This window comes from Montanilutibacter psychrotolerans, assembly GCF_003719825.1.
Taxonomy (GTDB): Bacteria; Pseudomonadota; Gammaproteobacteria; order Xanthomonadales; family Xanthomonadaceae; genus Montanilutibacter; species Montanilutibacter psychrotolerans.
The window spans coordinates 498,692-521,737 of sequence record NZ_RIBS01000001.1; the positions used below are offsets into that span (position 1 = coordinate 498,692).

General features: G+C 64.5%; 24 protein-coding genes. 13 read left to right on the forward strand and 11 right to left on the reverse strand.

What is annotated here, in order from left to right:
- The first annotated feature begins 17 nt into the window (after window positions 1-17).
- On the forward strand, window positions 18-443 hold the full coding sequence (locus tag EER27_RS02110; protein WP_123086358.1) for a nuclear transport factor 2 family protein: 426 nt from the start codon (window positions 18-20) through the stop codon (window positions 441-443).
- Window positions 444-476: 33 nt separating this feature from the next.
- Here EER27_RS02110 and EER27_RS02115 read toward each other — a convergent pair whose 3' ends face one another.
- Window positions 477-1,409 carry a DUF2268 domain-containing putative Zn-dependent protease gene (locus EER27_RS02115; RefSeq protein WP_123086359.1) on the reverse strand — a complete coding sequence of 311 codons (933 nt, stop codon included), beginning with the start codon at window positions 1,407-1,409 and terminating at the stop codon, window positions 477-479.
- Window positions 1,410-1,732: 323 nt separating this feature from the next.
- On the opposite strand from EER27_RS02115, the gene EER27_RS02120 reads away from it, so the two are divergent.
- From EER27_RS02120 to EER27_RS02140, 5 genes are read left to right on the forward strand one after another with little or no spacing between them, the layout of a single operon-like run.
- Window positions 1,733-3,937, forward strand: coding sequence for a DUF5916 domain-containing protein (locus EER27_RS02120; protein ID WP_148040893.1), 2,205 nt, complete (start codon window positions 1,733-1,735; stop codon window positions 3,935-3,937).
- A 59-nt stretch (window positions 3,938-3,996) separates the two neighbouring features.
- Window positions 3,997-4,599 (forward strand): RNA polymerase sigma factor, encoded by a 603-nt coding sequence (locus EER27_RS02125; RefSeq protein ID WP_148040894.1) that lies wholly within the window; start codon window positions 3,997-3,999, stop codon window positions 4,597-4,599.
- Window positions 4,600-4,602: 3 nt separating this feature from the next.
- A complete protein-coding gene (locus tag EER27_RS02130) occupies window positions 4,603-5,454 on the forward strand; it encodes a hypothetical protein (protein WP_123086362.1) in 852 nt (283 codons plus the stop codon).
- Entirely contained in the window at window positions 5,451-6,569 is a 1,119-nt protein-coding gene (locus tag EER27_RS02135) for a tetratricopeptide repeat protein (protein WP_123086363.1), read from the forward strand. Before EER27_RS02130 ends, EER27_RS02135 begins: the two co-directional genes overlap by 4 nt.
- Before the next feature lie 32 nt (window positions 6,570-6,601).
- Window positions 6,602-7,231 (forward strand): ankyrin repeat domain-containing protein, encoded by a 630-nt coding sequence (locus EER27_RS02140; protein ID WP_123086364.1) that lies wholly within the window; start codon window positions 6,602-6,604, stop codon window positions 7,229-7,231.
- 276 nt (window positions 7,232-7,507) lie between these two features.
- On the opposite strand, the gene EER27_RS02145 is transcribed toward EER27_RS02140, so the two are convergent.
- Together EER27_RS02145 and gstA are read right to left on the reverse strand one after the other, a co-directional pair.
- Entirely contained in the window at window positions 7,508-7,843 is a 336-nt protein-coding gene (locus EER27_RS02145; RefSeq protein WP_123086365.1) for a DMT family transporter, read from the reverse strand.
- Window positions 7,840-8,463: a glutathione transferase GstA gene (gstA, locus tag EER27_RS02150; RefSeq protein WP_123086366.1), complete on the reverse strand. Its 624-nt coding sequence runs from the start codon at window positions 8,461-8,463 to the stop codon at window positions 7,840-7,842. The genes EER27_RS02145 and gstA overlap by 4 nt, the downstream gene beginning before the upstream one ends.
- Before the next feature lie 90 nt (window positions 8,464-8,553).
- Between gstA and EER27_RS02155 the strand changes: the two genes are divergently transcribed.
- Window positions 8,554-9,453 (forward strand): LysR family transcriptional regulator, encoded by a 900-nt coding sequence (locus EER27_RS02155; protein WP_123086367.1) that lies wholly within the window; start codon window positions 8,554-8,556, stop codon window positions 9,451-9,453.
- A 281-nt stretch (window positions 9,454-9,734) separates the two neighbouring features.
- Complete coding sequence (locus tag EER27_RS02160) at window positions 9,735-10,385, forward strand: response regulator transcription factor (protein ID WP_190285600.1); 651 nt, start codon at window positions 9,735-9,737, stop codon at window positions 10,383-10,385.
- A 137-nt stretch (window positions 10,386-10,522) separates the two neighbouring features.
- Here the strand turns inward: EER27_RS02160 and EER27_RS02165 are convergent, their stop codons facing one another.
- Both EER27_RS02165 and EER27_RS02170 read right to left on the reverse strand, forming a co-directional pair.
- Complete coding sequence (locus EER27_RS02165; protein WP_123086369.1) at window positions 10,523-10,933, reverse strand: hypothetical protein; 411 nt, start codon at window positions 10,931-10,933, stop codon at window positions 10,523-10,525.
- 248 nt (window positions 10,934-11,181) lie between these two features.
- Window positions 11,182-12,204 carry a lysyl oxidase family protein gene (locus EER27_RS02170; protein WP_190285601.1) on the reverse strand — a complete coding sequence of 341 codons (1,023 nt, stop codon included), beginning with the start codon at window positions 12,202-12,204 and terminating at the stop codon, window positions 11,182-11,184.
- A gap of 616 nt (window positions 12,205-12,820) precedes the next feature.
- Between EER27_RS02170 and EER27_RS16800 the strand changes: the two genes are divergently transcribed.
- The 3 genes from EER27_RS16800 to EER27_RS02185 all read left to right on the forward strand — a co-directional run bounded on the left by EER27_RS16800 (window position 12,821) and on the right by EER27_RS02185 (window position 15,142).
- A complete protein-coding gene (locus tag EER27_RS16800) occupies window positions 12,821-13,465 on the forward strand; it encodes a hypothetical protein (protein WP_190285633.1) in 645 nt (214 codons plus the stop codon).
- A gap of 162 nt (window positions 13,466-13,627) precedes the next feature.
- Window positions 13,628-14,260 carry a DUF1326 domain-containing protein gene (locus EER27_RS02180; RefSeq protein WP_123086372.1) on the forward strand — a complete coding sequence of 211 codons (633 nt, stop codon included), beginning with the start codon at window positions 13,628-13,630 and terminating at the stop codon, window positions 14,258-14,260.
- A 6-nt stretch (window positions 14,261-14,266) separates the two neighbouring features.
- Window positions 14,267-15,142, forward strand: a complete 876-nt coding sequence (locus EER27_RS02185) for a DUF2182 domain-containing protein (RefSeq protein ID WP_223807126.1) — start codon at window positions 14,267-14,269, stop codon at window positions 15,140-15,142.
- 120 nt (window positions 15,143-15,262) lie between these two features.
- On the opposite strand, the gene EER27_RS02190 is transcribed toward EER27_RS02185, so the two are convergent.
- From EER27_RS02190 to EER27_RS02200, 3 genes are all read right to left on the reverse strand, one after another.
- Window positions 15,263-16,087, reverse strand: coding sequence for a trypsin-like serine protease (locus EER27_RS02190; protein WP_123086374.1), 825 nt, complete (start codon window positions 16,085-16,087; stop codon window positions 15,263-15,265).
- A 198-nt stretch (window positions 16,088-16,285) separates the two neighbouring features.
- Window positions 16,286-17,068 carry a LytR/AlgR family response regulator transcription factor gene (locus EER27_RS02195; protein WP_123086375.1) on the reverse strand — a complete coding sequence of 261 codons (783 nt, stop codon included), beginning with the start codon at window positions 17,066-17,068 and terminating at the stop codon, window positions 16,286-16,288.
- Window positions 17,065-18,123 carry a sensor histidine kinase gene (locus tag EER27_RS02200; protein WP_190285602.1) on the reverse strand — a complete coding sequence of 353 codons (1,059 nt, stop codon included), beginning with the start codon at window positions 18,121-18,123 and terminating at the stop codon, window positions 17,065-17,067. The genes EER27_RS02195 and EER27_RS02200 overlap by 4 nt, the downstream gene beginning before the upstream one ends.
- A 293-nt stretch (window positions 18,124-18,416) precedes the next feature.
- Between EER27_RS02200 and EER27_RS16805 the strand changes: the two genes are divergently transcribed.
- Entirely contained in the window at window positions 18,417-19,058 is a 642-nt protein-coding gene (locus EER27_RS16805) for a GNAT family N-acetyltransferase (protein WP_148040896.1), read from the forward strand.
- Between the two features lie 70 nt (window positions 19,059-19,128).
- Here EER27_RS16805 and EER27_RS02210 read toward each other — a convergent pair whose 3' ends face one another.
- The 3 genes from EER27_RS02210 to EER27_RS02220 form a co-directional block, all read right to left on the reverse strand.
- Window positions 19,129-20,049, reverse strand: coding sequence for a hypothetical protein (locus EER27_RS02210; RefSeq protein WP_123086378.1), 921 nt, complete (start codon window positions 20,047-20,049; stop codon window positions 19,129-19,131).
- Window positions 20,050-20,289: 240 nt separating this feature from the next.
- Entirely contained in the window at window positions 20,290-20,907 is a 618-nt protein-coding gene (locus EER27_RS02215; RefSeq protein WP_123086379.1) for a glutathione S-transferase family protein, read from the reverse strand.
- A gap of 29 nt (window positions 20,908-20,936) precedes the next feature.
- Window positions 20,937-22,358 carry a M20/M25/M40 family metallo-hydrolase gene (locus tag EER27_RS02220; RefSeq protein ID WP_123086380.1) on the reverse strand — a complete coding sequence of 474 codons (1,422 nt, stop codon included), beginning with the start codon at window positions 22,356-22,358 and terminating at the stop codon, window positions 20,937-20,939.
- A gap of 115 nt (window positions 22,359-22,473) precedes the next feature.
- Between EER27_RS02220 and EER27_RS02225 the strand changes: the two genes are divergently transcribed.
- Window positions 22,474-22,950 (forward strand): Lrp/AsnC family transcriptional regulator, encoded by a 477-nt coding sequence (locus EER27_RS02225; RefSeq protein ID WP_123086381.1) that lies wholly within the window; start codon window positions 22,474-22,476, stop codon window positions 22,948-22,950.
- The last annotated feature ends 96 nt before the right edge of the window (window positions 22,951-23,046 follow it).

Here is a 23,046-nt window from a genome sequence, read left to right on the forward strand (position 1 = left end):
CAAATCGAGCGCCCGGCATGAAGATGGCAATACTTCTTTCCACCATTTTTGCCACGGCGCCAGCTTTCGCGCAGAGCGCGGAATTGGAAGCGGCGAAGGTTCCGCTGCAAAACTACATTCGCGCACAGGAAACGGGTAATGCCGACTACGTGCGCGAGGCGTTTACCGCGGATGCGAGAATTACCGGAAACATGGCCGGGAGAACCATTTCGTGGAGCTTGGAACAATACGCTGACCGCTTCACCGGTGAGCCTGCGGCGGACGAATCGCAGCGCAAACGCCACATTGAGATCCTCGAACTCACCGGGGATGCGGGTGTTGGCAAGGTGACGCTGGATTATCCGGCTGTCAGATTTGTGGACTACATGTCGCTGGTAAAGGTTGATGGCGTGTGGAAAATCGTCGGCAAGTCATTCCATGCGCTAGCCAAGCCAAAGCCATGAAGGCAGGGCATGGAGCGCGTTGTCTCGCTCGAATCAATCGAGCGCGATGCCCGGCTTCCATCCGCTCTTGGCGAGAAATACCTTCGGGTCCTTCATGTCGAAGATGTCGCGAAGGGCTTGGCGTTTGTCGTCGGCGTGGTGGTAATAGGCTTTGACGATGCGATAGCCCACCCAGTAGCCCAGGTCGGCTGGCGCATCGGGCTTGCTGTTGTAGAGCCAGTTGGAAAGATCGGTCTTGTCGATGTCGGCAACGAACGCCGTCTCGATTTCCGATTCACGCCCGGCGGTCAGCCTGGGCATGTACGAGTAGGCGATGGAGCCGGTGGTCAGCTCGGTGACGAACTCGGCCGCGCCTTCCTCGAGCGATGCCGAGAGGACGGTGGCGCCTTCCATCTCGGAGAAGGCCACGGCCTGTTGTACGTGGGCGAACTCGTGTGTGATGACACGGACGAACCGGTCTTCGATATCGGGTTCGATCCAGGCAGTCGCGCACAGTGTCTCAGCGCCAATCTGCACCCCGGTTTCGCGTCCGCCGACACCGGCGGACCTGCCTCGGCCAATCGCGATCGTGATGGCCGGAAAGCGCGCTTCCGGATAGAGATTTTTGAGCTCGCTTAGCGCGCCCGTCAGCCTCGTACGCACGCGCGGCAGGACACCGACGCAATCCCGGGCCTCCGAATAGATCTCTGGCCGCTTGGCGATGGCCTGCGCGATCGACTCGCCGGTGACGTTGCGCAAGCGCGCGAGCTGGTGCAGTCCTTCCGAACCGGGATCGACATAGTCACGTTGCAGCGTCTCGGCGGTCGGGCGCCCGCCGGCCGCGTCATAGACCCGGTAGAAGCGTTCGATGTCGCCCATCTCGATGACAGGGCCCGCGGCATTGTCGGCGGGCGCTGCGTCCATGCCGGATGCGCCTGGGCTGGCCAACAAGGTGGCAATGACCGCGATGCTGAAACTGGCCTTCATGGCGCTTCCTCCTGATCCAAGCGGTTGTTGATCGCGAAGCCTAGCAGCGAAGCGGCATCGGCCGGAACGGTCGTCGGTCACGGTGTGCTGATCCCACGCTCGTCGCTGTGAGGCACGAAAGCGCTCAGCGCCGCCAGCGCGCGCCCTGCCGGCGATGGGGGCGACGCGTCATCCTCTGCGTTGCCCATGGCGACTGGGCGACCGCCGGAGTGGGCGGATGACTATTCCGTCATCGGTGCATCCAACCTCGTAACTGTTTCTTTCCGGGGGTTGCGATGAATCCAGAGGTTCGCTCTACGCGTGCGTGTTTGTTGGCGGTTCTGATGTTGGCTGAAGGCATTGGCAGTTCGGCCGAGGCCGCCATCCTGGTGGACGGAAAGCTCGACGAGCCCGAGTGGGCACAGGCACGCCGCTACGACGACTTCAAGGTGACGGAGCCCTTTCGATTGAGTGCGCCAGACGCTGGCACGAGCACGCAGGCGCGCATGATCTCCACGCCCGACGGCATCGCGGTGGCGTTTACCGTCGAGCAATCAGCGGCAACCCCCCGGGTCAAGCCGCGGCTGGAGCGCGATCAGGGCAACGCGGCCGACATCGTCAACTTCATGATCGACTTCGACGGAGACGGGCGCACGGCTTACAGCTTCACCGTGGGCTTGTCGGGGTCGATCCAGGACGAGGTCATCAGCAACGAAAACCAGGTCAATCTCGACTGGGACACCGACTGGACCTCGGCGGTCACGGAAAGCGAAGCCGGCTGGCAAGTCGAGCTGCTGATTCCGTGGTCGGTTGCGCCGATGCGCGGCACCGACACGCCTACCCGCACCGTCGCGGTCTACTTCGGCCGGGCGCTGGGCAGCAACGGCGAATGGCAGGCATTTCCGGCGGTGACGCCCGCGCGCGGCCGTTTCGTCTCGGGGTTCGAGCGGATCGAAATACCGCAGTACCGCAAGGCGCTGTTCCACTACTGGCCGTACCTCACCGCGCGCCACGACCTGATCGAAGGCAGGGCCTACTACAAAGGAGGCGTCGACGCGTTCTGGAAGCCTTCGCCGAACTTCCAGCTCAGCGCCACGGTGAACCCGGACTTCGGCCAGGTCGAATCCGACGATCTGGTGATCAATTTTGACGCGGTGGAGACCTTCTTCGGTGACAAGCGGCCGTTCTTTACCGAGAACCAGAGCATCTTCGATCTACGAACCCCCGACTCAGGGCGGCTGATCCACACCCGACGCATCGGCGGCGATGCCGACGACGGCTCGGGAGCCAGCGACATCGACGCGGCGATCAAGCTCAATGGTTCGCTCGGGGCGCTCGGCTACGGTCTGCTGGCGGCCAGCGAAGACGGCGAGGGTGGACGCGACTTCTATGCCGCGCGTCTGCAATATCCCATCCGCCCCGGCTTGAACATTGGCTGGCTGGGCACCCACACCGAGCGCCCCACTCTCGACCGCAGCGCGCAGGTGCAGGCGTTCGACCTGAGCTGGAAACCCAACGAGGCGCTGATCATCAACGCCCAGGTGTTGGCCAGCTTCATTGATCTGCGCGGGGTCGAGGTCGATGACAGCGGTGGCTGGATGCGCGTGAACTGGACGCCCTCCAACAGCTGGAGCTACGAACTGGAAGCGACGCATTTCGGCAGCCAGTTGAACTTCGACGACCTCGGCTTCCAGCGCCGAGCTGGCCTGAACGAGGTGGAGCTCACCGGCGTCTACATCCACCGGGTCGAGGATCCGAGCGCGCGCTTGCGCAGCAGCCAGTGGTCGACGGAACTCCAGGCCCGCAGCAATGACCACGGTGACCGCCTGCCGACCTACCTGCTCCTGGGCAACAACTACAGGTTTCGCAGCGGCAACCGCGTCAATCTCTACGCGAGCCTGATCAGTGCCGGCTGGGAGGACCTGATCTCGCGTGACAACGGCCTGTGGCGGAGTTCGGGCCGGTATCGCGCCGAGGCCGAGTTCGTCAGCCGTCGTTATGGCGACTGGACGTTTGGCGCGTCCTTCACCCTGCCACCGCTGGGCCTGTCGGCCACGCCGGCGCGCGAGCTCGCGTTGAGCGCCAACTGGTACCCCAGCGATGCCTTCAATGCCTCGTTCGCATTCGGGCCTGACAGGACCCGTGACTGGCTGGTTTGGGAAGGGGGCCGCAATTTCGGCCGCTACTCGCGTCGCGGCGATTCTGCCAGCCTCAACCTGAGCTGGTTTCCGGGGCTGAAGCACGAGTTGCGGCTGAAGTCGGAATGGCTGGCGATCCGTGCTGACAACGGTGAGCGTTATCAACTGCAACCGTCCGGGCAGATGCTGGCCACGGGCCAGGCGAGGCCGGACTTCGATATCAACAATTTCGGCCTGCAACTGCGCTATCGCTACCTGCTAGGGCCGCAGTCGGACATCTTCCTGGCGTACTCACGCGGTGGCTTCCGCCGCCAGGACCGGGATGAGGCGGGCGCTGCCGATCTGTTCGACGACGCACTGGGCTTGCGCGACTCCGATCAGTTGCTGGCCAAGATCCGGTATCGGTTCTAGGGTGATGACGACCGATGCGGATTCGAACATGAGGCGAAATCGTTGCTAACCGAACGCCGTTGGCCCGCATCCTAGTCGGGATGGACGGTGGCGAACCCCAATGGATACCCCGCGCCCGGGCTGGCGACGAACAGGCGTTCCGACGCCTGGTCGAGGCGAACGCGCGCGCGGTGTTCCAGTTGTGCTTCCGCATCACCCGCGATGCGGCACTGGCCGAGGACGCGGTGCAGGAGGCGTTCTACAAGGCCTGGCGCGCGATCGGCGAGTTCGACGGACGCGCGACGTTCTCCACTTGGCTGCACCGGATCGCGGCCAATGCCGCGCTCGAGCAACTGCGGCGCAACGCCCGGCACCGTCGCGAGCTGACCGATACACTGGCCGACGAGGGCGCCGAGGACACCGAGCCGGATTTTCTCGCCGGCCTCGCCGACGATGCACCCGGCCCGGAGGCGCAGGCGTCCGGCACGCAGATTGGCCAGCGGATCGGCCTGCATCTGGACCGGCTGAGTCCGGCCGAACGTGCGGCCTTTGTCATGCGCCATTGCGAAGGCGAACGGCTGGAGAGCATCGCCGCTGCCTTGTCGATGAACACCGGGCAGTGCAAGCAGGCGATTTTCCGCGCCGTGCGCAAGCTGCGTGGCGCGCTGGAACCATTGAGGTAAGCCATGTCCGACATCCGCGACGACGATCTGATCCTGTTCCATTACCGCGACGGCCTGCCGTCCGAACGCTTGCGCGCGATCGAACAGGCGCTGGCCGCGTCGCCCGCCCTGGACGCGCGCTACCAAGCCCTGCGGCGCCTGCTGGCCGAGGCCGATCGCGATGTTCCGCCGCGGCCCGATGCGCAGTTCGAAGCGCGCCTGTGGCAACGGCTGCAGACGCGCATGGAAACGCAGCGCCTTGATGGGCCGGGTGCGCCGGATGCGCCAATCGTCGCAACCGCGCCGCCCATGCGGGCCGCAGCGCGGCGCAGCGCACGCCCGCGTCGTCGACTGCGGCCGTGGAGCGTGGGCCTGGCCTCGGCCGCGGGCCTGGCCTCACTGGCGATGCTGGCGGTGACGCTGTACTTCCCGGCCGCGCGTAACGACGCGCCGATGCAGCCGCCGTCGGTGCAGCACGTTGCGGCACAGGCGGCGATGGCCGACCGCGTGCTCGCTGACCGTGTCGCCACGCATCTGCGCAGCACCGAGGGCTTGCTGCTGAGCGTGATCAACAACGACAGCGCCACGCTGATGCCGGCAGACGACGCCTTGGTGCGCTCGCTGGTCGACGACAACCGGCTCTATGCCGCCGCCGCGGCCCAACGCGGCGACAAGGCCCTGACGGGCTTTCTCCAGACGTTGGACCCGGTGCTGATCGAGCTTGCTAACCAGCTGCGCACCGGCGACATCCAACAAGACCAAGGGCTGCGAGATCTCGTACATGGCAGCGATATGTTGTTCCAGGTACGCGCGGTCGAAGCGCGTCTGCAATCCCGCGGCAACATCCGCGTCAAGACGAGAGGAGCCATGACATGAACGCGCGGACGACGGCCATCGCAGCCATCGCGGCGATCGCAGCCATCGCGATCGCGATCTCGGCGCTACTCGTCCGCGGCAGCGTATCCGCCGCGTCGGACGAGACGCGCACGACGCCTGCCACCGCTGGACTGGAATCGCTGTACTGGCATGGGCACGCAGCCCTGGGCAGCGGCGACTGGAGTCTGGCGTTGCAGCGCTTCGTCAATCTGGAACGCCGCCTGCGCCAGAGCGAACCGACTTCGGTCGATGCAGCGATCTACTGGCAGGCTTATGCCTTGATGCGCGCCGGGCGCTTCGCCGAGGCGCGCGCGATGGTCAAACGCCTGCAGACCGAGTATCCGAACAGCCGCTGGAGCCGCGATGCCGTCGTTCTGCTCCGCAGTGGCGGCGCGGCGGCAGACAGCAAGGCCGGTGGCGACGAGCAGGCCGAGGAAGCGCTCGAGACGCTGATGTCGCAGCCTCCAGCCCAAGCTATCCCGAAGCTGGTCACGCTGCTGCAAGGCCGGCATCCGTTGCAGCTCAAAAAGCGTGCACTGTTCGTTCTCAGCCAGATGGACGATCCCGGCGCCTTGGCGCAGGTGGCGGTGGTGGCGCGCGGCAATGACCCCGCACTCGGCGCCGAGGCCGCGCGGATGCTCGGCGTCTGCGGTGCCACGGAAGAGTTGCGAAAGGTCTATTTCGCAGCGCGCGACAACGCCCGCAAACACCAGGTGCTCAATGCCATGGGCGTGGCCGGCGACGACGATACCTTGGCCGAAGTGGCGCGCAGCGATGCCGACACCGGATTGCGTCGTAGTGCATTGCAGGCGCTGGGCGTGTCGGGTAACACCCAGGTTCTGGCCGAAGTGGCGGGCAGCGACACCGACCTGCAGACACGGAGTGAAGCGATCAAGGCGTTGGGCGTGGCCGGCGGATACCGTCCGCTGCTCGCGCTGTATCCAAAGGTGATCGGCACTCCCAAGCTGCGCGACGATGCATTGAGAAGCCTGCTAACCGCAGCCGACGAGAAGGTGTTGCTTGTTCTCCACCGCAGGGCCGAAACGCAAGAGGAGAAGCAAGCGGTGCTGCGGGTGTTGCTGGAGGCAGGCCACAACCCGAACACAGGAAGTTGAGAGCGGCCAACGCACCACAAGGAGCCAAGCAAATGCACAAGCGTCAAGTAGGAAGCTCTCGGTCATTGCTCTTCTGCGCTGCCATCGCGCTGCTGGCCTTCCCCGTCATTCTGCCGGCGAATCCGCCGGCCGCGATGGTCAAGGCCGCGCGGTACGGCGACGGTGGCGGACCGTTGCTGATCGCGGCAGTCAAGGCCGGTCGTGTGGATGAGATCCGCGCATTGATTGGCGACGGCGTCGACATTGACGCGACGGTTGCAGGCGAAGGCACGGCACTGACGACTGCCTCGCGCGCGGGTGACCTCGACATCGTCAACGAATTGCTTCGACTGGGTGCCGACGTCAATCACGCAACGCGCGGCGACGGCAACCCATTGATCATGGCTGCCTCCAGGCCCGGCAACCTGGAGGTCGTCGAGCGCCTGGTAGTTGCAGGCTCCGATGTGAATGCCATCGTGACAGACGACGAAACGCCGTTGATCAATGCGGCACGAAGCGGAGATCTGCGAATCGTCAAATACATGGTCGAACACGGAGCCAACGTTGAACTTGGCGTCACGGTGACGTTGAGTTCGCAAGCAAGGGTCTGGCGTTCTCCCTTGAACCAAGCACGAACGATGGCGATCAGGAGCTACCTGATCGGCCAGGGCGCAAGGCGATAGTTCACGCGACAGAAGCCTTGGCGGCGACGGATGTTGCGCGGGCCTGGTCACGGGTCGCTTCACTCACCGACTTTTCGTCGCGTCAGTCGGGTCGCCCGGTCTCCGGGCACGAATCGGCGAGCGTCGCGAGATCGGCCGTGACGGTTCTTCGGGAACGTCGAATGCCCGGGTATCGCGTCCTCCAGACAGGAGTACGTCGGCGCGCCGCCTGCGGCGTGCGCGCCAACGCACAAATGGACGGCTACGTCCTGGAAGCGCTTTCGCTCCGGAGCGACGTCACGTCGCCGCAGGCACGGTACGCAGCATGGCCACGCCGGCCACGACCAGCACGATGCCCAACACCCGCATCGCGTTCAGCGGTTCGCCGAACACCACCGCGCCCAGCAGCACCGTGCCGGCCGCGCCGATTCCGGTCCACACCACGTACGCACTGCCCACGGGCAGCACGGCCAGCACCTTGCCGAGCAGCACGACGAAGCCGATCAACGCCACGATCGAAACCGCCGTCCAGCCCGGGCGGGTATAGCCCGCAGAGAGCTTCATCGATGCCGCCCACAACACGTCCAGGCCGCCGGCGATGAGCAACAGCCACCATGCGAGCGCCGGTTTCATGCCGCCAGCGCCCGCTTCTCCGCCGCGAGCGCTGCGCGGATGCTGTCGCGCTGGCCCAGGCGTTCGAGATAGCCCGCAAGCGCTGGCCACGGTTGCAGCGAAATCTTCAGCGGCTTGCACCAGCTGACCACCGCGAACAGGTACGCATCGGCCACAGTGAACGTGTCGCCGGCGATGAACGCGTGGCGCTGCAGCTGTCGTTCGACCACGTCCAGCCGCGGGTTGAGGCGGACGCGCGCGACGTTCATCGCCTGCTCGCCGTACTCGGGATGAAACAGCCATGGGCTGAAGGTCTTGTGCAGTTCCGAACCGATGTATCCCAGCCAGCGCTGCAGCTCGTAGCGTTGGTGCACATCGGCGGGGGTTGCCAGCGGCGAGTCCGGGCTGCTGTCGGCGAGCCACTGCAGGATCGCAGTGCCTTCGGTCAACACGCGGCCAGCGTCGAGTTCCAGCGCCGGCACGTAGCCAAGCGGGTTGACCTTCCGGTAGTCCTCGCCGGTAGACAGCACCGTGGGTGCCGGCCCCAGCTGCACGCGTGCCAGCTCGAAGGGAATGCCGAGCTCGTGCAGGAGGATGTGCGGCGCGAGTGAGCAGGTGTGCGGTGCGAAGTAGAGTTTCATGATCGCGATTCCTCGGGTGGCGGGACGCGGTCAGAATGTGTGCTGCGACCGGCGGCGACCATCCGGCAACTCTGCAAGGAAACTGTGCACATGAGACCAGAACGCTGGTCGTTGGAAGATCTCGCGCTGGTACGCGCCATTGCCGAGGCCGGCAGCTTGGTTGGCGCGGCGCGCGCACTCGGGCTCGATCATTCCAGTGCGTTCCGGCGCCTTGGCGCGCTGGAGGAGCGGATGGGAGCGACGTTGTTTCGCCGCAGCCGCCGCGGATATGCGCCCACCGAAGCGGGCGACATCGTGAGACGCGCGGCCGAGCGAGTGCAGCACGAAACCGACGCGCTGGCCCGGCAATTGGCCGGTCACGACCGGCAACTGCAGGGATCGTTGCGCGTGACGGTGCCCGACACGCTGGTCGAGCTGACGCTGGAGCTGTGTTCGGAATTCGCGGCCCACTATCCAGCGGTCTCGGTCGACCTGGTAGTGTCGAATGCGTTCCTCACGCTGCAGCGGCGCGACGCGGATATCGCGCTGCGCCCGGCGCGGAACGCGCCGGACGGGATGTCGGTTCGACAGCTCGCCACGATCGGTACGGCCGTCTATGCGCCGGAGAGCGAAAGCCCCAGCGAGCACGGCGATGCCCGTCGGGTGATCGGCTTCGGCGAGTCGCTGGCGCACCTGGACTCGGCGCGATGGATCTTCCGCAACATCGACCCGCAACACATCGCGCTGACGGTCGACACGTTGCCGGCCGCGTTGGCGGCCTGCCAGGCGGGGTTCGGTCGCGCGCTGTTGCCGTGCTACCTGGGCGAGGGAAAGCCTGGCATCCGACGGATCGGTGACGTGTTGCCGGAGGTGTGCACCGACCTGTGGTGCGTGATCCATCCGGACTTGCGCAGCTCTGCGCGCGTCCGTGCGTTTCGCGACCTGGCGGTGCAGTGGGCGCGGCAACGCCAGGCGCTGTTCTCAGGCGCGTTGCAGGCGGCCGTCGAATAGCCGCAGATCCCCCACTTGGGGGATGCAGTCCTGAAGCAATCGCCAGACGCGTTGTTCAGCGATAGAGATTTGGTCTTCTTGCCCAACCAGCGTCAGCGCACTTGGCTCGTCGAATGCGGCCAGGAGGTGTGCAACCAGGAAGCACCCGGTTGCGGATCACCGGAGCAGTGATGACTACGATGCATGCAGAACCAGACCGGACTGTGCGTCCAGGCGCAGCCTCTTGTGCGGCACCGCTAGGCCTCGGGGAGTTCGGAGGCTCGGCGACAGCCATCACGGTCATGACCGCTTCCGACTGCCAGGCCCTGCAAGCGGCCTGGCAGTCCATGCTGGCGTGCGAGTCCGGCATCCAGATCGAGGGAGAGCCGGTCACGGACGTGACCCGCCTGGCGACCTCTTTGAGCCGGTACCAACCCAAGGTGCTGCTGCTCGACAAGGCGCTGTTTGACCGCCTTCACCCGCTGGCGCTGCGAAAGATTCGCCAGTGCTGTCCTCATGTTCGCGTGCTCCTCGTGGCCGAGCAGGCTTGTCGCGGTGCCGTAGCCGACGTGTTGCGAAACCGGCTCCACGGGCTCCTGCTGACGACGAGCCCGCCCGATCTCTGCCTCAAGGCAATTCGCGCCGTCAGCAATGGCGAACTCTGGCTGTCGCGTCGAATGATGGCCAACGCCATCACCGACCCGACATGGGCATTGGCCCGTGCGGACGCTTCCGCATCGTTCGATCCGATCCGCCGGCACGCCATGGAAACGCTCACGCAACGGGAGTTGCAGGTCGTCGGACGACTGCATCAGGGTCGCAGCAACAAGGAGATCGCACGCGACCTCGGGATCATGGAAGACACGGTCAAGAAGCACCTGAGAAGCGTCTTCACCAAACTCGGTGTGCGCCGCCGCGCGCTGGTGGTCCTACAGGCGTCGGCTGCTGCGTGATCCTGAACTGCCTGGTCGGGTGCCGATGGTGCGGGCGCGCGCGGTCCAATAGCCGGCAGGTCCGCCTGTACCCACTGGATGCAGGCGCAGCGAGATCACCGCTGCGCCTGTGCACGCCGACCTCCGGCTCGGCCTGGTCAGTTGCCAGGCTCGGGCGGCTGCGGGTTGACCCGCGTTGCAAGGCATTCCACGTTGGACGCTCGATGTGGGCCTATCACCGAGGCCAGGTGCAGCGGTGGCTCGAAGATGACCAGGGCGGCGCCGTCGCCATGGGCGATGTGGGCGGCCCGCGAGGTGCTACTCGCGCCAATCACGATTCCCAGGTACTGATTCGGGCCAAAGGTAAGCAGCGATTCATCGGCCAGCAGGACAGTGCAGTTGCCGGTGGCTTCGCAATTGGCGCCCAAGTCTCGTGGCCCACCAATGTTGTGACACAACGGCCCTACCGGCGGAGGCTTCGTTTCGCCGGCGAAGGCCGAGCCGGCAATCAACGTTGCGCCGATGCCGAGCGCAGCGGTCCTGAGCGATTTCTTGAGCAGCCCAATCATGTTCTGTCTCCAAGTCTCAACTGGTTGAACATGCGTCCGTGCCCGGGGGAGGGGACTGGCGTGCAATGATCCGACGCCCGCGTGTTCGTCATGTCCCAATCGCACCGTGCCAGAGCCGACATCGCGGGACCATTCCACTGAAGGGGAATTCGCTCCCGAGGCAGGGTCACTTCGCAAGGCTCGGTAGCGTCGCGCGCTGGTGGTGCGGCAGCCTCGGTTTGGCTGCCGCGTCCGGCTGCCGCATTCGACTACCGCGTGACCGTGAATCCCCGGGCCAGAACGCCGCCGTTGCCCACACGCACGTTCCAGACCGGATTCCGGCCGGGCTGCTTCTTGTAGGGCACCGTCACGGTCGCCGTGATCCGATCCACCGATTCGGTGTTGGACGTCAGCTGCACGTTGCTGGCAACCGGCCGTGGGCCGGTGCCGCCATCGAAGCTGACGCCCATGCCGGCCGTGAATCCGTATCCGGTGATCGAGACCTGAACGCTGGTGCCCGTGCGCGCCGAACTCGGGGTGATCGATGCCACCGATGCGCAATGGCCGCTGCTGTCGAGCACGCTGACGGTGCTCGGCTTCTTGATGTTGAGCAGCACGCACGACACGTTGTCGTTCTCATTGTTCTCGACGAGCACCTTCTTGGGATCCACTTCGACCTTCAGCTGGTAAATGCCGTCAGCATTAGCGGTGAAATCGATCTCCTGGCCGGCGAGATGGGCGCCGTAGGTATCGCCCCAACCGACCGAAATGCCCTGCAGGTCGCGCCCGCACTGGGTGTAGAACGCACGGGCCGGTGCGCCCTGCAATCCCAGGTTGATCGCCGTGGTATCCATCACGCAGAACGTGGTCTTGACGCCGGTGCGCAACGACCCGCCCGGTGCATTGACCGGCTGCAGCGTGTACAGCGCGAAGTCGTTGAAATGCATGTGGTTGTGCGCCGGGTGGTACTCGAAGGCGCCCGCGAAGTGCAGGGCCGGAGGACCGCTGCTCTGGTACACAACCTGGTACACCCGCAGCTTGCCCGATCCGGTTTCGACTTCGCCGGCGGCAAGCTCCAACGGCCCTGCGCCGCCGTTCCAGGAGGTGGTGCTAAACCGCAGCGTGGAACGGCCGCCCGTGTCTGTCGCCAACGTCGTGTCAAAGACACCCAACGGAATCAGATTCGGTGGCATGGCCGTCTGCGCGGCGGCGGTGCCAGAGAGCGACAACGCACCGACGATTGCCGCTGCCAGCCAAGGCCCGCGATTGCGGCGAAGTGAACTCGAAATCATGGCAGCACCTCCAACGATGGCGGCAGGCTGCGGGCGATGGGCCCTGGGTGCCTTGTTCATGCGTCGTCTCCTCGTGCCCGGGTCATGCCAGCCTTGTCGAACAAACCGATGGCCGGTGGGGCGACGCCTTCATGCCGACGAACCGGGCGGCTCCACGCCACTGCCCAGCGGCCAGCGCGCCGGATCGGCGGTTTGGTTCATCCAAGCTGTCAGGGTCGGCCAAGGCCGGCAATTCCACTAAAGGGGAGGTTCGGGATGCCGGCGGAGCGGGCCCCGGCGCACCGCCACTGAATCAGGGGGCGGCTGATGCCAGGCGTATCGGGCAGGCGCACCGGGCTCCCGACGTCTAAGCTACGGAGGTTCAAAGACATAGGGCGTTAGAACCCATGGACCTACGCTGGACTGCCTTTGCAGCCATCTGCCATGAAGAGTTTCACCGGTGCGCCTTCCCGGCCGAGCTTGTTGCGGCTTGCGGGGGGCATGAGGATATTGCCTGGGCTACCTACTTCCATTTGCGCGGCGACGCCTTGGCGTGGCTCTCTCGCGAGGTGCCCGCCCTTGATGGGGACACACCAGAATCCTTGCTTGGGGCCGACCAAGCCGATGCCGTCCGGCATTGCCTCTGGTCAATGCCGTGCTGAGTTCAAATGCCTTCGCGGCTCGGCTTGGATCAGTCGAAAGCGCTCAAGTCATGGCGCCTCGAAAATCGATAGGCCTGGTTGGCCTCGCGTGCATCCTTGCGAGCCCTTCGGTTTTTGCCGATTGGCGGTACGAGAACATCGTCGGCGCTGAGCATGCAGTCGTAACCTCTGACAACACCGTCGAGGTCAAGAGCTACGTCGATGACTCTGTCGTTTCGCTTCGAGCGGAGCTTCGCCTTGTCAATGGGCCGCACGGAACCCGTTCCTGGCTTGCACTTGATCCGACGGATGACGGATTTGCGCAGATCTACTGTGAAGGATCCAGCCTCTGTCAGATCTCGGTGGCATTTGACCAGGGGCAACCCGCCGACATTGGATCGTGCTACTCCGATGGGCCTTATTCGACTGGCCAGGCGGTCAAGTTTGACGCAAGCAAGTACCTGGTGGATGGACTGCACAAAAGCACATCCGTTGAGATCATCGCACCTGTTTCGGACGGCGACTCGACCAGCCAGGTTGCTTTTCGTTTTTCGGTGGGCGCATTGAAATTCAAGGCCTCCCATCGCCGGGATGTGTGCGAAGGCGATTTCGCTGGAGACCATGGCGCGGTTGAGCGCTGACGTTGATTCGCGCCGAAGCTCGCGCCGCGCTTGTGCGGATACCGATCGACGATAGTGGATCTCCGCGTGGCCGGCACCAAGCGCGTCCAACTGACGGACGGGCAGGGACCCCGAGGGTCGGGGAGTACGATTTCCGGGACAGCGTGAAGCCGGAGGCTCGTCATGAGTATTTGGGAGATCAAGGGCCGCGAGCTCGTCAACTGTAGCTGCGAATACGGCTGCAACTGCCAGTTCAACGCATTGCCGGACAAGGGCCACTGCCACGCGGTGGCCGGCATCCAGATCGATGAAGGCCATCACGGTGAGACCAGGCTCGATGGCCTGCGTATCGCGGCGATCTTCAAATGGCCCGGCCCGATTCACGAGGGCAACGGCGAGGCCATTGCGTTCGTGGATGCCAACGCCAGCGACAAGCAACGCGAGGCGCTGCTGAGGATCATGACGGGGCAGGACACCGACCCGTTCGCCACGATGTTCGCCGTCTATGCCTCGACAGTGACCAGGATGCACGATCCGGTCTTCACCGATATCGACCTTCAGCTGGACATCGATGGACGGAAGGGCCGGATCGCCGTCAAGGATTACATCGAAACGGTCGGCAAGCCGATCGTCAACAAGGCCACGGGTGTCGAATCCCGAGCGCAGATCGTGTTGCCGGATGGATTCGAGTACGCCGTGGCCGAGATCGGCAGTGCGTCGACCACGACCACAGGGCCAGTACAGATCGCGCTGACCGACACCTACGGACAGTTCGCGCGACTGCACCTCAACGGTCACGGCGTCGTTCGAGCCTGAGTTGCGGTGAGCCCTGCCGTGTCGTTCTTCGAGCGCCTGCTCAAACGGGACGGCGCAATCACGATCGCCGGCTTGTTCGCGCTTTGGGTGCTCACATGGGCGTACCTCGCGGCGGGCGCGGGGCTGGGCATGAGCGCGTGGGACATGACCCGGCTGGCGCTGTTGCCTTATCAACCCATCGAGGGCTCGACGACGGCGATGTCTTCGATGCCAGCAATGTCTGATATGCCCGGCATGGCGATGGATTCCATGGCGCCGGCATGGGACTCCGCGCACTGGGGCCTGATGGTGGCCATGTGGTGGGCCATGATGATCGCGATGATGACGCCGAGCGCCGCGCCGACCATCCTGTTGTACGCGCGGGTGCATCGCCATGCCCAGACGCAGGGGCAGATGGCGACTCGTCCTGCGACCGCCGCCTTCGTCGCCGGCTATTTCCTGATCTGGCTGGCGTTCTCGATCGCCGCCACTGCGGTGCACCAGGCATTGGAAAGCGCAGGCGTCGTCTCGGCGATGACGATGGGATCACAGGTGCAGTGGTTGTCCGGCACGGCCCTGATTGTTACCGGCCTCTATCAACTATCCCCGCTGAAGAATGCCTGCCTTTCGCATTGTCGCGCGCCGGCGGAATTTCTCTCGCGGCATTGGCGTCCCGGACCCCGTGGCGCCATCCGCCTGGGCGTGGTGCATGGCGCGTACTGCATCGGTTGTTGCTGGATGTTGATGGTTCTGTTGTTCGTGGGCGGAGTGATGAACCTGGCCTGGATTGCCGCGCTGTCGCTTCTGGTGCTGGCCGAGAAGGTTCTGGCAAAAGGGCGATGGGTGGGCTACTGCGCAGGGGTTGTGCTGATGGCATGGGGCGCGGTGATCTTGCTGCAGTGACCGAGGCGCCGCAGATGGGTCGATTCGGTTCGATGGACCTGCTGGCGGCGCGCCTGATCGGGGATGCTCAACGCCTGAAATCAAGTCGAGCCGCGAAGCGGCTTCGGCTTGAACTAATTGTTAGCCACCGGCCTGCGGTTGCGAGGACATGTTGCTTTCAATCCAGTCGACGTAGTGGCTGATCCGGACGTTACAACTGGACTGACCATAGAGCCCCAGGCGCAAAGTCCTGGCATCGCCTGAGGCAGCGGTCCAAGAAGGAAGTCCGGCCAGCAGCCATTGGTCGTTGACTTGAATGAGTGTTGGGCCGCCGCTGTCTCCGTTACCGGTCATTCCCTCAAGAGGTAACGCCGAGGGCGCTTTGTCGAACACGTAGCAAAACCAGCGGCCGTGAGCGCTGGTGATCTGGTTGAAGGCGCGACGAAGCTCGGTGCGGTGGGAGTCGTGGGCTGCGTACCCAATAGCTCCGGTGCCAGTGGCGCCTTTTCCTATGATCTTTGCAATCTGGCTTAGCTCGTCTTCGCCTTCGTAGAGTGCCACGGGAGAAACGTCGGTAACGGGTTCCACCAGCTTGAGAAGCGCGATGTCGTCCGACGAGGCGAGCAAGACCCTTAGCAGAGTCGCATCCCCAGTGGTCAGTATCTGATTGATCAGCTCTTGCGGTGGCTTTCTGTATCCGGGATGGATTACGAGGTGCTCCACCTCTCGGGAGATCCCGTTCATGACCACCGCCTTGATCTCGGTCTGCCATGTCACAGCGTGGGCAGCTGTAACAACCCATTGGGGCGCAATCAGAACGCCGTGTCCCTCACCAGGCATATCAACGAGGGCAGGAAGCTCAGATGCCGGAACTCGGTACTTTGAGTCATCAAGGTCATGCCGGATCACAACGGCACTAGAGGTTGATGACACTGCCAACAGTGCGAGCAGCAAAAATCGAGTCATGTGTGATTCCTTCAAGGGGGCAGCGCATGAATTGCGCCGAACCGCAACGCGCGCTCCAAGCCTGCACGGGCGCGAGAAACCCACCAACGATTTGGCAGCGAACCGGTGGCCTGTGGCAGTGAAGCGGTCATAGCTGGCGGTAGAGCGCGTAGCCGCCAGCCGGTTCACCGGACCAGCCGCACGAGCGGTGGACGACCGTCAGCGGCGCATGCCGAGCAAGGCGAATCGCGCTTCGAACCGGGCGCGTCGATCGCGGCTCAGCTTCAACATCGTGCCGTCGGTCAGCTTGAGTTCGCAGCCGCCGCGGAACAGCGGGTGGACTTCCCGCACGCGCGCCAGGTTCACGATCGTCCCGCGGTGAACGCGCACGAACTGTTCCGGATCCAGTTGGCGTTCCATCTCTTCCATGCTTTCGCGCAGCAGATGGCTGACGCCACCGCAATGCAGACTCACGTAGTAGTCGGCCGCACCAATCCAGTCGATCTGATCCGCCTCGAGCACGATGTTCTTGTCCCGGCCGGGAATCAGGAAACGGCTGCGCGGCGCCTGCCGAGCCTGCAGCAATGCACTGATGCTGGCATCCAGCCCACCCTGACGATGGCTGTGGGCCTGGGATTTCGCGCGGGCCAGCGCGGCCTTGAATCGAGCGTCGGTGAAGGGCTTGAGCAGGTAGTCCAACGCATGCACTTCGAATGCGTGCAACGCGTACTGATCGAATGCCGTCACGAACACGACCGCCGGAACCGCTGCTGGGCCGACCAGGTCCAGCAGTGCGAACCCGTCGAGATCCGGCATCTGGATGTCGAGAAACAGGATGTCGGGACGCAGGCGGGCGATGGCGGGCGGTGCGTCGAGGCCAGTGCATTCGCCAACGACCTCGACTTGAGGGTCGGCTGCCAGCAGCACGCGAACGTTCTCCCGCGCCAATGGCTCGTCGTCGACCACCAGCACTTTCAGTGGCGTCTGGCCGGACGCGCTCATGGCTGCAGATCGAATGGCAGATCCAGCAGCGCCAGCACGTGGTCGCCGGACGCTGTCAGGGAAAAGCGGGCGTCGTTGCCGTACAGGGTGCGCAGGCGCTCTCGCGTGTTTTTCAAGCCGATGCGCTCCACCACTGGAGTGGCAATGCTGCCACTGTTTCGTACCTGCAGTTCCAGCCGGTCGTCGGTGCGCTGCGCGCGCACCTCGACACGACTCGCCGAACCGGTCCGGTCGATGCCGTGACGCACGGCGTTCTCCGCCAGCGGCTGCAGAATCAGGATCGGCACCGCAACCTGCCGCAGCGTCTCATCCATGGTCACCGTGAACGACATGCGATCCGGAAAACGCGTCTGCTGGATTTCCAGGTAGCGTGTGAGCATCTCGACTTCCTCGCCAAGTGCCACGCGCTGGCGGCCGGCATGGTCCAGCGAATAGCGCAACAGATCCGCCAGTCCGACGATCATGCCGATCGCCTCGTCCTTGCGGCTGACCCGCACCAGTCCCGAGATCGCATTGAGCGTGTTGAACAGGAAATGCGGCTGGATCTGCAACTCCAGCGCATGCAGCCGCGCATCGGTGAGCGAGCGCCGCAGATCCGCCGCCTCGATAGCGTGTTCGCGATAGCGTTGGCTGTATTCCAGTGCCAGCACGGCGCCAAGCACCAGCAGATAGAGGATCCACGCCAGCGGAATCTGCGCCAGCAGCACTTGGCCGATCTGCACCTCGGACGCTGACGCGGTCATCTGGTCGTACGGGCGCAGCCACAGCAACAGGCCCAACGCGTACAGCGTATGCAGAAGACCGATCGTGGTGGCCGCCAGCAGATGGACCGCCACCCCCAATGGCCGCGGTGGCACCACCGGAAAGCGCCGCGCCAACAAGACCACCAGCGCAGTCGGCGCCAGCCAGACCAGCCAAATCGCAACGTGATAGCCGAGCAACAGCGGAATGTGGTGGCCGTGCGAAATCATGCTGATCCACACCTGGATTCCGGCCACCAGACCGAACAGCAGCCAGAACGCGGCAGCGACGAGCAGGAATTGACGTGCAGTCATCGGCCCAGTATGCCGCAACAACAGAGGGAAGCGACCCGAAGCGGACGTCATTCAAAGGGGACGCGAGCATGCCCGAGATGCGGCCTGCGCTCGGATCGACGTGCGGAACGCTCGCCTTTCCGTGGCCTTCTTGAGCCCTTCTTTCGTCCTGCCCCATAGCTGGCGTCTTAGCTCCTGAGACGGGGCAATGTTTTAGTCAAAGGCCACGGAGACGTCGCGGCTAGAGTCAACATGGCACAGCGCGTGCAGTCACCGGAGAATGCGCCCCATCCGAGCACCCCATACGATCAGCCATGACCCTATCCAACGTCGATCCAAAGCTCGTCTTTGCCTGGCAGGCAGCGCATTCCATCGCACGGGGTTCCCCGCCCCCTGTTCTCGATCGTGGGGGCTTCCGAGTGGATACCCACTCGGAAAAGGAAGTGAAACGCTGGGTATTCCCGCAGCCTTGTGCTGGGTTGCGCGCAATCGCGCAGGACATTACGGCTCCACGACACTACTTGAAGCTGTGCGGCTCTGACGAGGAACTTCGAAGCGCACTGCCGGTACGCTGGGAGGTTCAGCCAGCGAACTATTTCATGATCGCGGCAGCGGCAACCCTCGAAACAAGGCCTCTGCCGGTTGGCTACAGGATGGAGCTTCAACAAGCCGGGCCCGTCACCCGGGCTTGCGTCATCGCGCCCGATGGCGATCTGGCCGCTAGCGGATACACGGCGGAGACTGCAGATGTCTGCATCTATGATCGAATCGAGACCGCGCAGGACCACAGGCGGAAGGGATTGGGTGTCGCGGTGATGATCGCCCTTGGAGCTGCCAGGAGAACCCTTGCAAGTCCGCAGCTTCTGGTCGCGACAGAAGACGGCCGCAACCTCTATGCGAACCTCGGTTGGGCGGTGCTCGCACCATTCGCGGCTGCAACCATTCCGGAAGGTTGAATCCGTACGCTGGACTGATCTGCCGTTGAATCCGGTCGAGCACGCACGGCTAGCGGATGCCAATGCCAGCTCAGTGATCCGGAAGCAGACCGGTCTCTTGAAGCGACCGACGAAGTCCGTCGGGGACGGTTCCATCGACGTTCCATCCCCGGTGACTCGCGACGATGCGCCCATCGACGTAAACATAGGTCGTCGGGATCCGCGCGAAGTCAACGCCGACCCATGCGGCGTTGTGTGCCGACACCATCATGGGTTGCCCTGGATGTGCGCGGTTCCACGCTTGGATCTGCCCGACGTCCAGGTCTTTGGACGCGGGGGCGAGCCACAACGCGCTCCCCTTTTCGAACGCTGATCGCAGCTCGGGGTCTGCCCACACGCTGGCGGCAGCGCGCTCTGCATTCTTGCAGCCAGACACGATGACGATCCGGATGCCGCGGGTGAGATCAGTCGTGCGGAGTGTTGCGCGGTCCCCAGAGCGGCCGAGATCGACATAGGCTGGCGCCCGCGGGCTGACGGGCCTACTGGCGAGCTCCGGCACGACAACACTCGCCAATTGAGGGAACCGCGCTTGAAGGGCTTTCGCTTTGGCTGCATACCACATCGACAGCTGTACCCCGAGGAGGATGCGAGCTTCGGAATCGGTGACTGCATCGCGACGCCCAAGTTCGTCGAATGTCGCTTCGAGGCGTGCCGCATCGGATGCCACGGCAGGATCGCCGAGCACCAGCGAGTAGCTGAACATCAAGTCCGCTGCCTGGAACAGTGTGCGGACATCGTGCAGATCGAGCGTTCTGAGCCTGTCGTAGTCATCTCGCGCCAGCACAAAGTGTGTGCGCAGCAGGCGCAACTTGTCGGCATTGGAGATATCCCGGGCACGGCTCGCCTGCACGAGCTGTTCGTGCCAGCCACGAGCGTTCGGAGTGACGTGTTGCCCAGCAAACCCGGAAAGGGTTGCGAAGGTAAGGGACATCATCAGGGCGTATAGACCCATGAGCGTGTTCTCCTGTCAGCGGTGTCCCGGCTTCGCGCCGGGACACCGAAAGGAGCGAGCAAGTCGCGACACGCTAACACCACCAGCAAGTGGCGAACTTCCGAGGACTTTTTCCCCGCCGAGCAGACCGTGCAGGCGTTGCTGCGGGCTCTTGTCAGCTCACGCCACGAAGCAGACTTTCACGGACAACGTGAGCGTGTATCCCGGCAGCACGCCCATGCCCGGTGACGCAGCCGCCGATCAATCGTGTGTATCACCCGACAACGGCGTGCTGCGCATGGACGCGCGTTTGGCGAATGCGTCGAACCACGCGGCAAGGCGCGGCCGACCGGCGCGGAAATCGGGCAGTTCACGGAACTCTAGCCAGTCCAGCGCCGTCGCCACGGCGATATGGCCGACGTGCAACGTGCCGTCGACGTCCAGCTCACGTTCCAGCCAATCGTAGCTTTCCGTCAGCTTCAGGACGTAGCCGTCGCGCAGGGGCGCGTAGCGAAGTGCTTCGGGGCGTCGCACGGTTTCCCAGCGCACCGCGATGCCGGCCTCGGCCATACCCTGCGCCACTGCCTGCACACGCAGTGCGTGCCAGCGGGCTTCACCCTGCTCGGGAATCAGGCGAACGCCATCGTGCAGCGTGTCGAAGTAGGCGCAGATGACGTCCGAGTCGAACAGCGCGGGCTTGCCCTCGCGCAGCAGGACCGGCACCTTGCCGAGGGGGTTCTGATCGAAGACGAGCGGGTTGCGCTGCGTGGGGCTGGTTTCGTGATGCACCACCTCCAGCTGCGACGACAGGCCGAGTTCGTGGGCCACGACGAGAGCCTTGCGGGCGTACGGCGAATGGGTCTGATAGAGCAGTTGCATGTGGATCTCCAGCGGGTACGGGGGGAAGGTCAGGCTTGCGCGGCATCGTTGCCCGGCGCGTCGTGCAGCAGCTGCGCGAGCACCGCGGTGATGCGCAGTGCGGTGGGAATGTGGAGGAACTCGTTGGGTCCGTGCGCGTTCGACTGCGGTCCCAGCACGCCGGTCACCACGAAGCCGGTGGTGGGAAAACGGCCGCCAAGCATCGCCAGGAACGGAATGCCACCGCCACCACCCATCGATGCCGACGGCGCACCGAAGGCGTTCTGCGAAGACGCTTCGAGAGAATTCTGCAGCCATGGCGCCATGGGCGCGGCGTGCCAGCCCGGCGACACCATGTCGACAGTGAAGTTGATCTGCGCGCCGTAGGGCGGATCACGTTCGAGCAGGGTCTTCAGTTGGCGTGCCGCCTCGGCCGGGTCGAGGGTCGGCGGCAGGCGCAGGCTCACCTTCATGGTCGTGGCCGGTTGCATGACCGCGGCGGCGTGGGCAACGCCGGGCAAGCCGTCCAACCCGGTGATGGCCAGCTGCGGGCGCCAGGCGCGGTTGAGAATGAGTTCGGCCGGCGCCGCGTCGATCGGCTGCAGGCCTGGAACGCGCGGCAGGCTCTCGTGCAATCCGGCCCCCAGAGCGACGGCGGCATCGACCGCCTGCGTGCGACGCAGTGGCGGAATGTCTGCGTGGAATTCCGAGGCGATCGTGCCGTCGTCCTCGCACTCGATGCGCGAGAGCAGTCGCCGCGCGATGCGGAAGCTCGACGGCACCACACCGGACGCATCGCCCGAATGCACGGCTTCGTCGAGGACCTGCACGCTGAGTCGCCCGGCCACCTGGCCACGCACCGACGTCGTGAGCCACAGCTGCGAGTAGTTGCCGCAACCGGCATCCAGTGCCACGACCACGGACGGCGTGCCCAGTCGCGGTATGAGTTCCTCGATGTAGGCCGGCAGGTCCGGACTACCGGACTCTTCGCTGGCCTCGATCAGCACCAGCAGGCGAGGGTGGCGCGCCTTCTGCTCTCGCACGGCGCGCAGCGCCACCAGCGCGCTGAACAAGGCGTAGCCATCATCCGCGCCGCCACGTCCGTACAGGCGGTCTTCCTCCAGTACTGGCGACCACGCACTGCGGCCGTGCGTCCAGCCCTCCATCGACGGCTGCTTGTCCAGGTGGCCGTAGACCAGCACCGGCTCTCCGTCGCCAGGCACGTCGATCAGAAGCAGCGGCGTGCGCTCCGGTGCTCGCAACACGTTGATACGCACGCCGGGAACATCCTCGAGGTAGGAGCGTGCCCAATCGACCATCAACGTGACCGCGCGTTCCATATGACCGGTGGCGGACCAGGTCGGCTCGAACGCCGGCGATTGGCACGGAATGGCGATGTACTCGACCAGTGCGGGCATCACGTGCGCCTGCCAATCGCGTTCGATGAAGTGCTGCAACCGCGGGAAGTCCATGGATAAGCCAGTGGGGAAGGGGCCTTCATGCTGCTGGCGTCAGACTGCGCAATCCCGTCGATATCGGGCGCTTCCGTGCCAGAATTCGGCGCATTCGCTCCACTATCCTTGCTCCATGGATCTCGACCGCTTCGATCGCCAACTGCTGAATCTCGTACAGGAAGACGCCGGCCAGACCGCGGAGCGTCTGGCGGAGCAGGTGGCGTTGTCGCCATCGGCCATCCAGAGACGTCTGCGTCGCCTGCACGAGCAGGGCGTCATCGAACGTGAGGTGGCGGTCGTCGATCCCAAGGCGGTAGGACGTCCGACACTCTTCATCGTTGCTTTGCAGGTGGAACGCGAGCGTCCCGACCTGATGTCGCAGCTGCGCCGCTGGCTGTCCGCGCAGGAGCACGTGCAGCAGGCTTTCTACGTCACCGGCGAAGCCGACTTCATCCTCGTGGTGACCGCGCCCGACGCGGAGAGCTATGACGCGCTCATGGGGCGATTGATGAGCGAGAACGCAAACGTCAAACGCTTCACCACCAACGTGGCGATGAGCGTGGTGAAACGCGGGCTGAGCATTCCGATCACAATGGGTGACGGCGCCTGAGACGCGCGTCGGAGACAACTGCGGCGCAAATGTGCCGTTTGGCCGCGTGTCGGATTCCCTTGTTGCCGAAGTTCCCCGCAGGCAGTGCGCCACAGT

Excerpts from the sequence above, each read along its gene's own strand:
- EER27_RS02200 (WP_190285602.1), bottom strand. The coding sequence starts at position 18,123 with ATGACTGCACGTCAATTCCTGCTCGTCGCTGCCGCGTTCTGGCTGCTG.
- EER27_RS02140 (WP_123086364.1), top strand. The coding sequence starts at position 6,602 with ATGCACAAGCGTCAAGTAGGAAGCTCTCGGTCATTGCTCTTCTGCGCT.
- EER27_RS02110 (WP_123086358.1), top strand. The coding sequence starts at position 18 with ATGAAGATGGCAATACTTCTTTCCACCATTTTTGCCACGGCGCCAGCT.
- EER27_RS02220 (WP_123086380.1), bottom strand. The coding sequence starts at position 22,358 with ATGGACTTCCCGCGGTTGCAGCACTTCATCGAACGCGATTGGCAGGCG.
- gstA (WP_123086366.1), bottom strand. The coding sequence starts at position 8,463 with ATGAAACTCTACTTCGCACCGCACACCTGCTCACTCGCGCCGCACATC.
- EER27_RS02210 (WP_123086378.1), bottom strand. The coding sequence starts at position 20,049 with ATGGGTCTATACGCCCTGATGATGTCCCTTACCTTCGCAACCCTTTCC.
- EER27_RS02145 (WP_123086365.1), bottom strand. The coding sequence starts at position 7,843 with ATGAAACCGGCGCTCGCATGGTGGCTGTTGCTCATCGCCGGCGGCCTG.
- EER27_RS02130 (WP_123086362.1), top strand. The coding sequence starts at position 4,603 with ATGTCCGACATCCGCGACGACGATCTGATCCTGTTCCATTACCGCGAC.
- EER27_RS02155 (WP_123086367.1), top strand. The coding sequence starts at position 8,554 with ATGAGACCAGAACGCTGGTCGTTGGAAGATCTCGCGCTGGTACGCGCC.
- EER27_RS02180 (WP_123086372.1), top strand. The coding sequence starts at position 13,628 with ATGAGTATTTGGGAGATCAAGGGCCGCGAGCTCGTCAACTGTAGCTGC.
- EER27_RS02190 (WP_123086374.1), bottom strand. The coding sequence starts at position 16,087 with ATGACTCGATTTTTGCTGCTCGCACTGTTGGCAGTGTCATCAACCTCT.
- EER27_RS02215 (WP_123086379.1), bottom strand. The coding sequence starts at position 20,907 with ATGCAACTGCTCTATCAGACCCATTCGCCGTACGCCCGCAAGGCTCTC.
- EER27_RS02135 (WP_123086363.1), top strand. The coding sequence starts at position 5,451 with ATGAACGCGCGGACGACGGCCATCGCAGCCATCGCGGCGATCGCAGCC.
- EER27_RS02120 (WP_148040893.1), top strand. The coding sequence starts at position 1,733 with ATGTTGGCTGAAGGCATTGGCAGTTCGGCCGAGGCCGCCATCCTGGTG.
- EER27_RS02195 (WP_123086375.1), bottom strand. The coding sequence starts at position 17,068 with ATGAGCGCGTCCGGCCAGACGCCACTGAAAGTGCTGGTGGTCGACGAC.
- EER27_RS02170 (WP_190285601.1), bottom strand. The coding sequence starts at position 12,204 with ATGATTTCGAGTTCACTTCGCCGCAATCGCGGGCCTTGGCTGGCAGCG.
- EER27_RS02160 (WP_190285600.1), top strand. The coding sequence starts at position 9,735 with ATGACCGCTTCCGACTGCCAGGCCCTGCAAGCGGCCTGGCAGTCCATG.
- EER27_RS02115 (WP_123086359.1), bottom strand. The coding sequence starts at position 1,409 with ATGAAGGCCAGTTTCAGCATCGCGGTCATTGCCACCTTGTTGGCCAGC.
- EER27_RS02225 (WP_123086381.1), top strand. The coding sequence starts at position 22,474 with ATGGATCTCGACCGCTTCGATCGCCAACTGCTGAATCTCGTACAGGAA.
- EER27_RS02165 (WP_123086369.1), bottom strand. The coding sequence starts at position 10,933 with ATGATTGGGCTGCTCAAGAAATCGCTCAGGACCGCTGCGCTCGGCATC.
- EER27_RS16805 (WP_148040896.1), top strand. The coding sequence starts at position 18,417 with ATGACCCTATCCAACGTCGATCCAAAGCTCGTCTTTGCCTGGCAGGCA.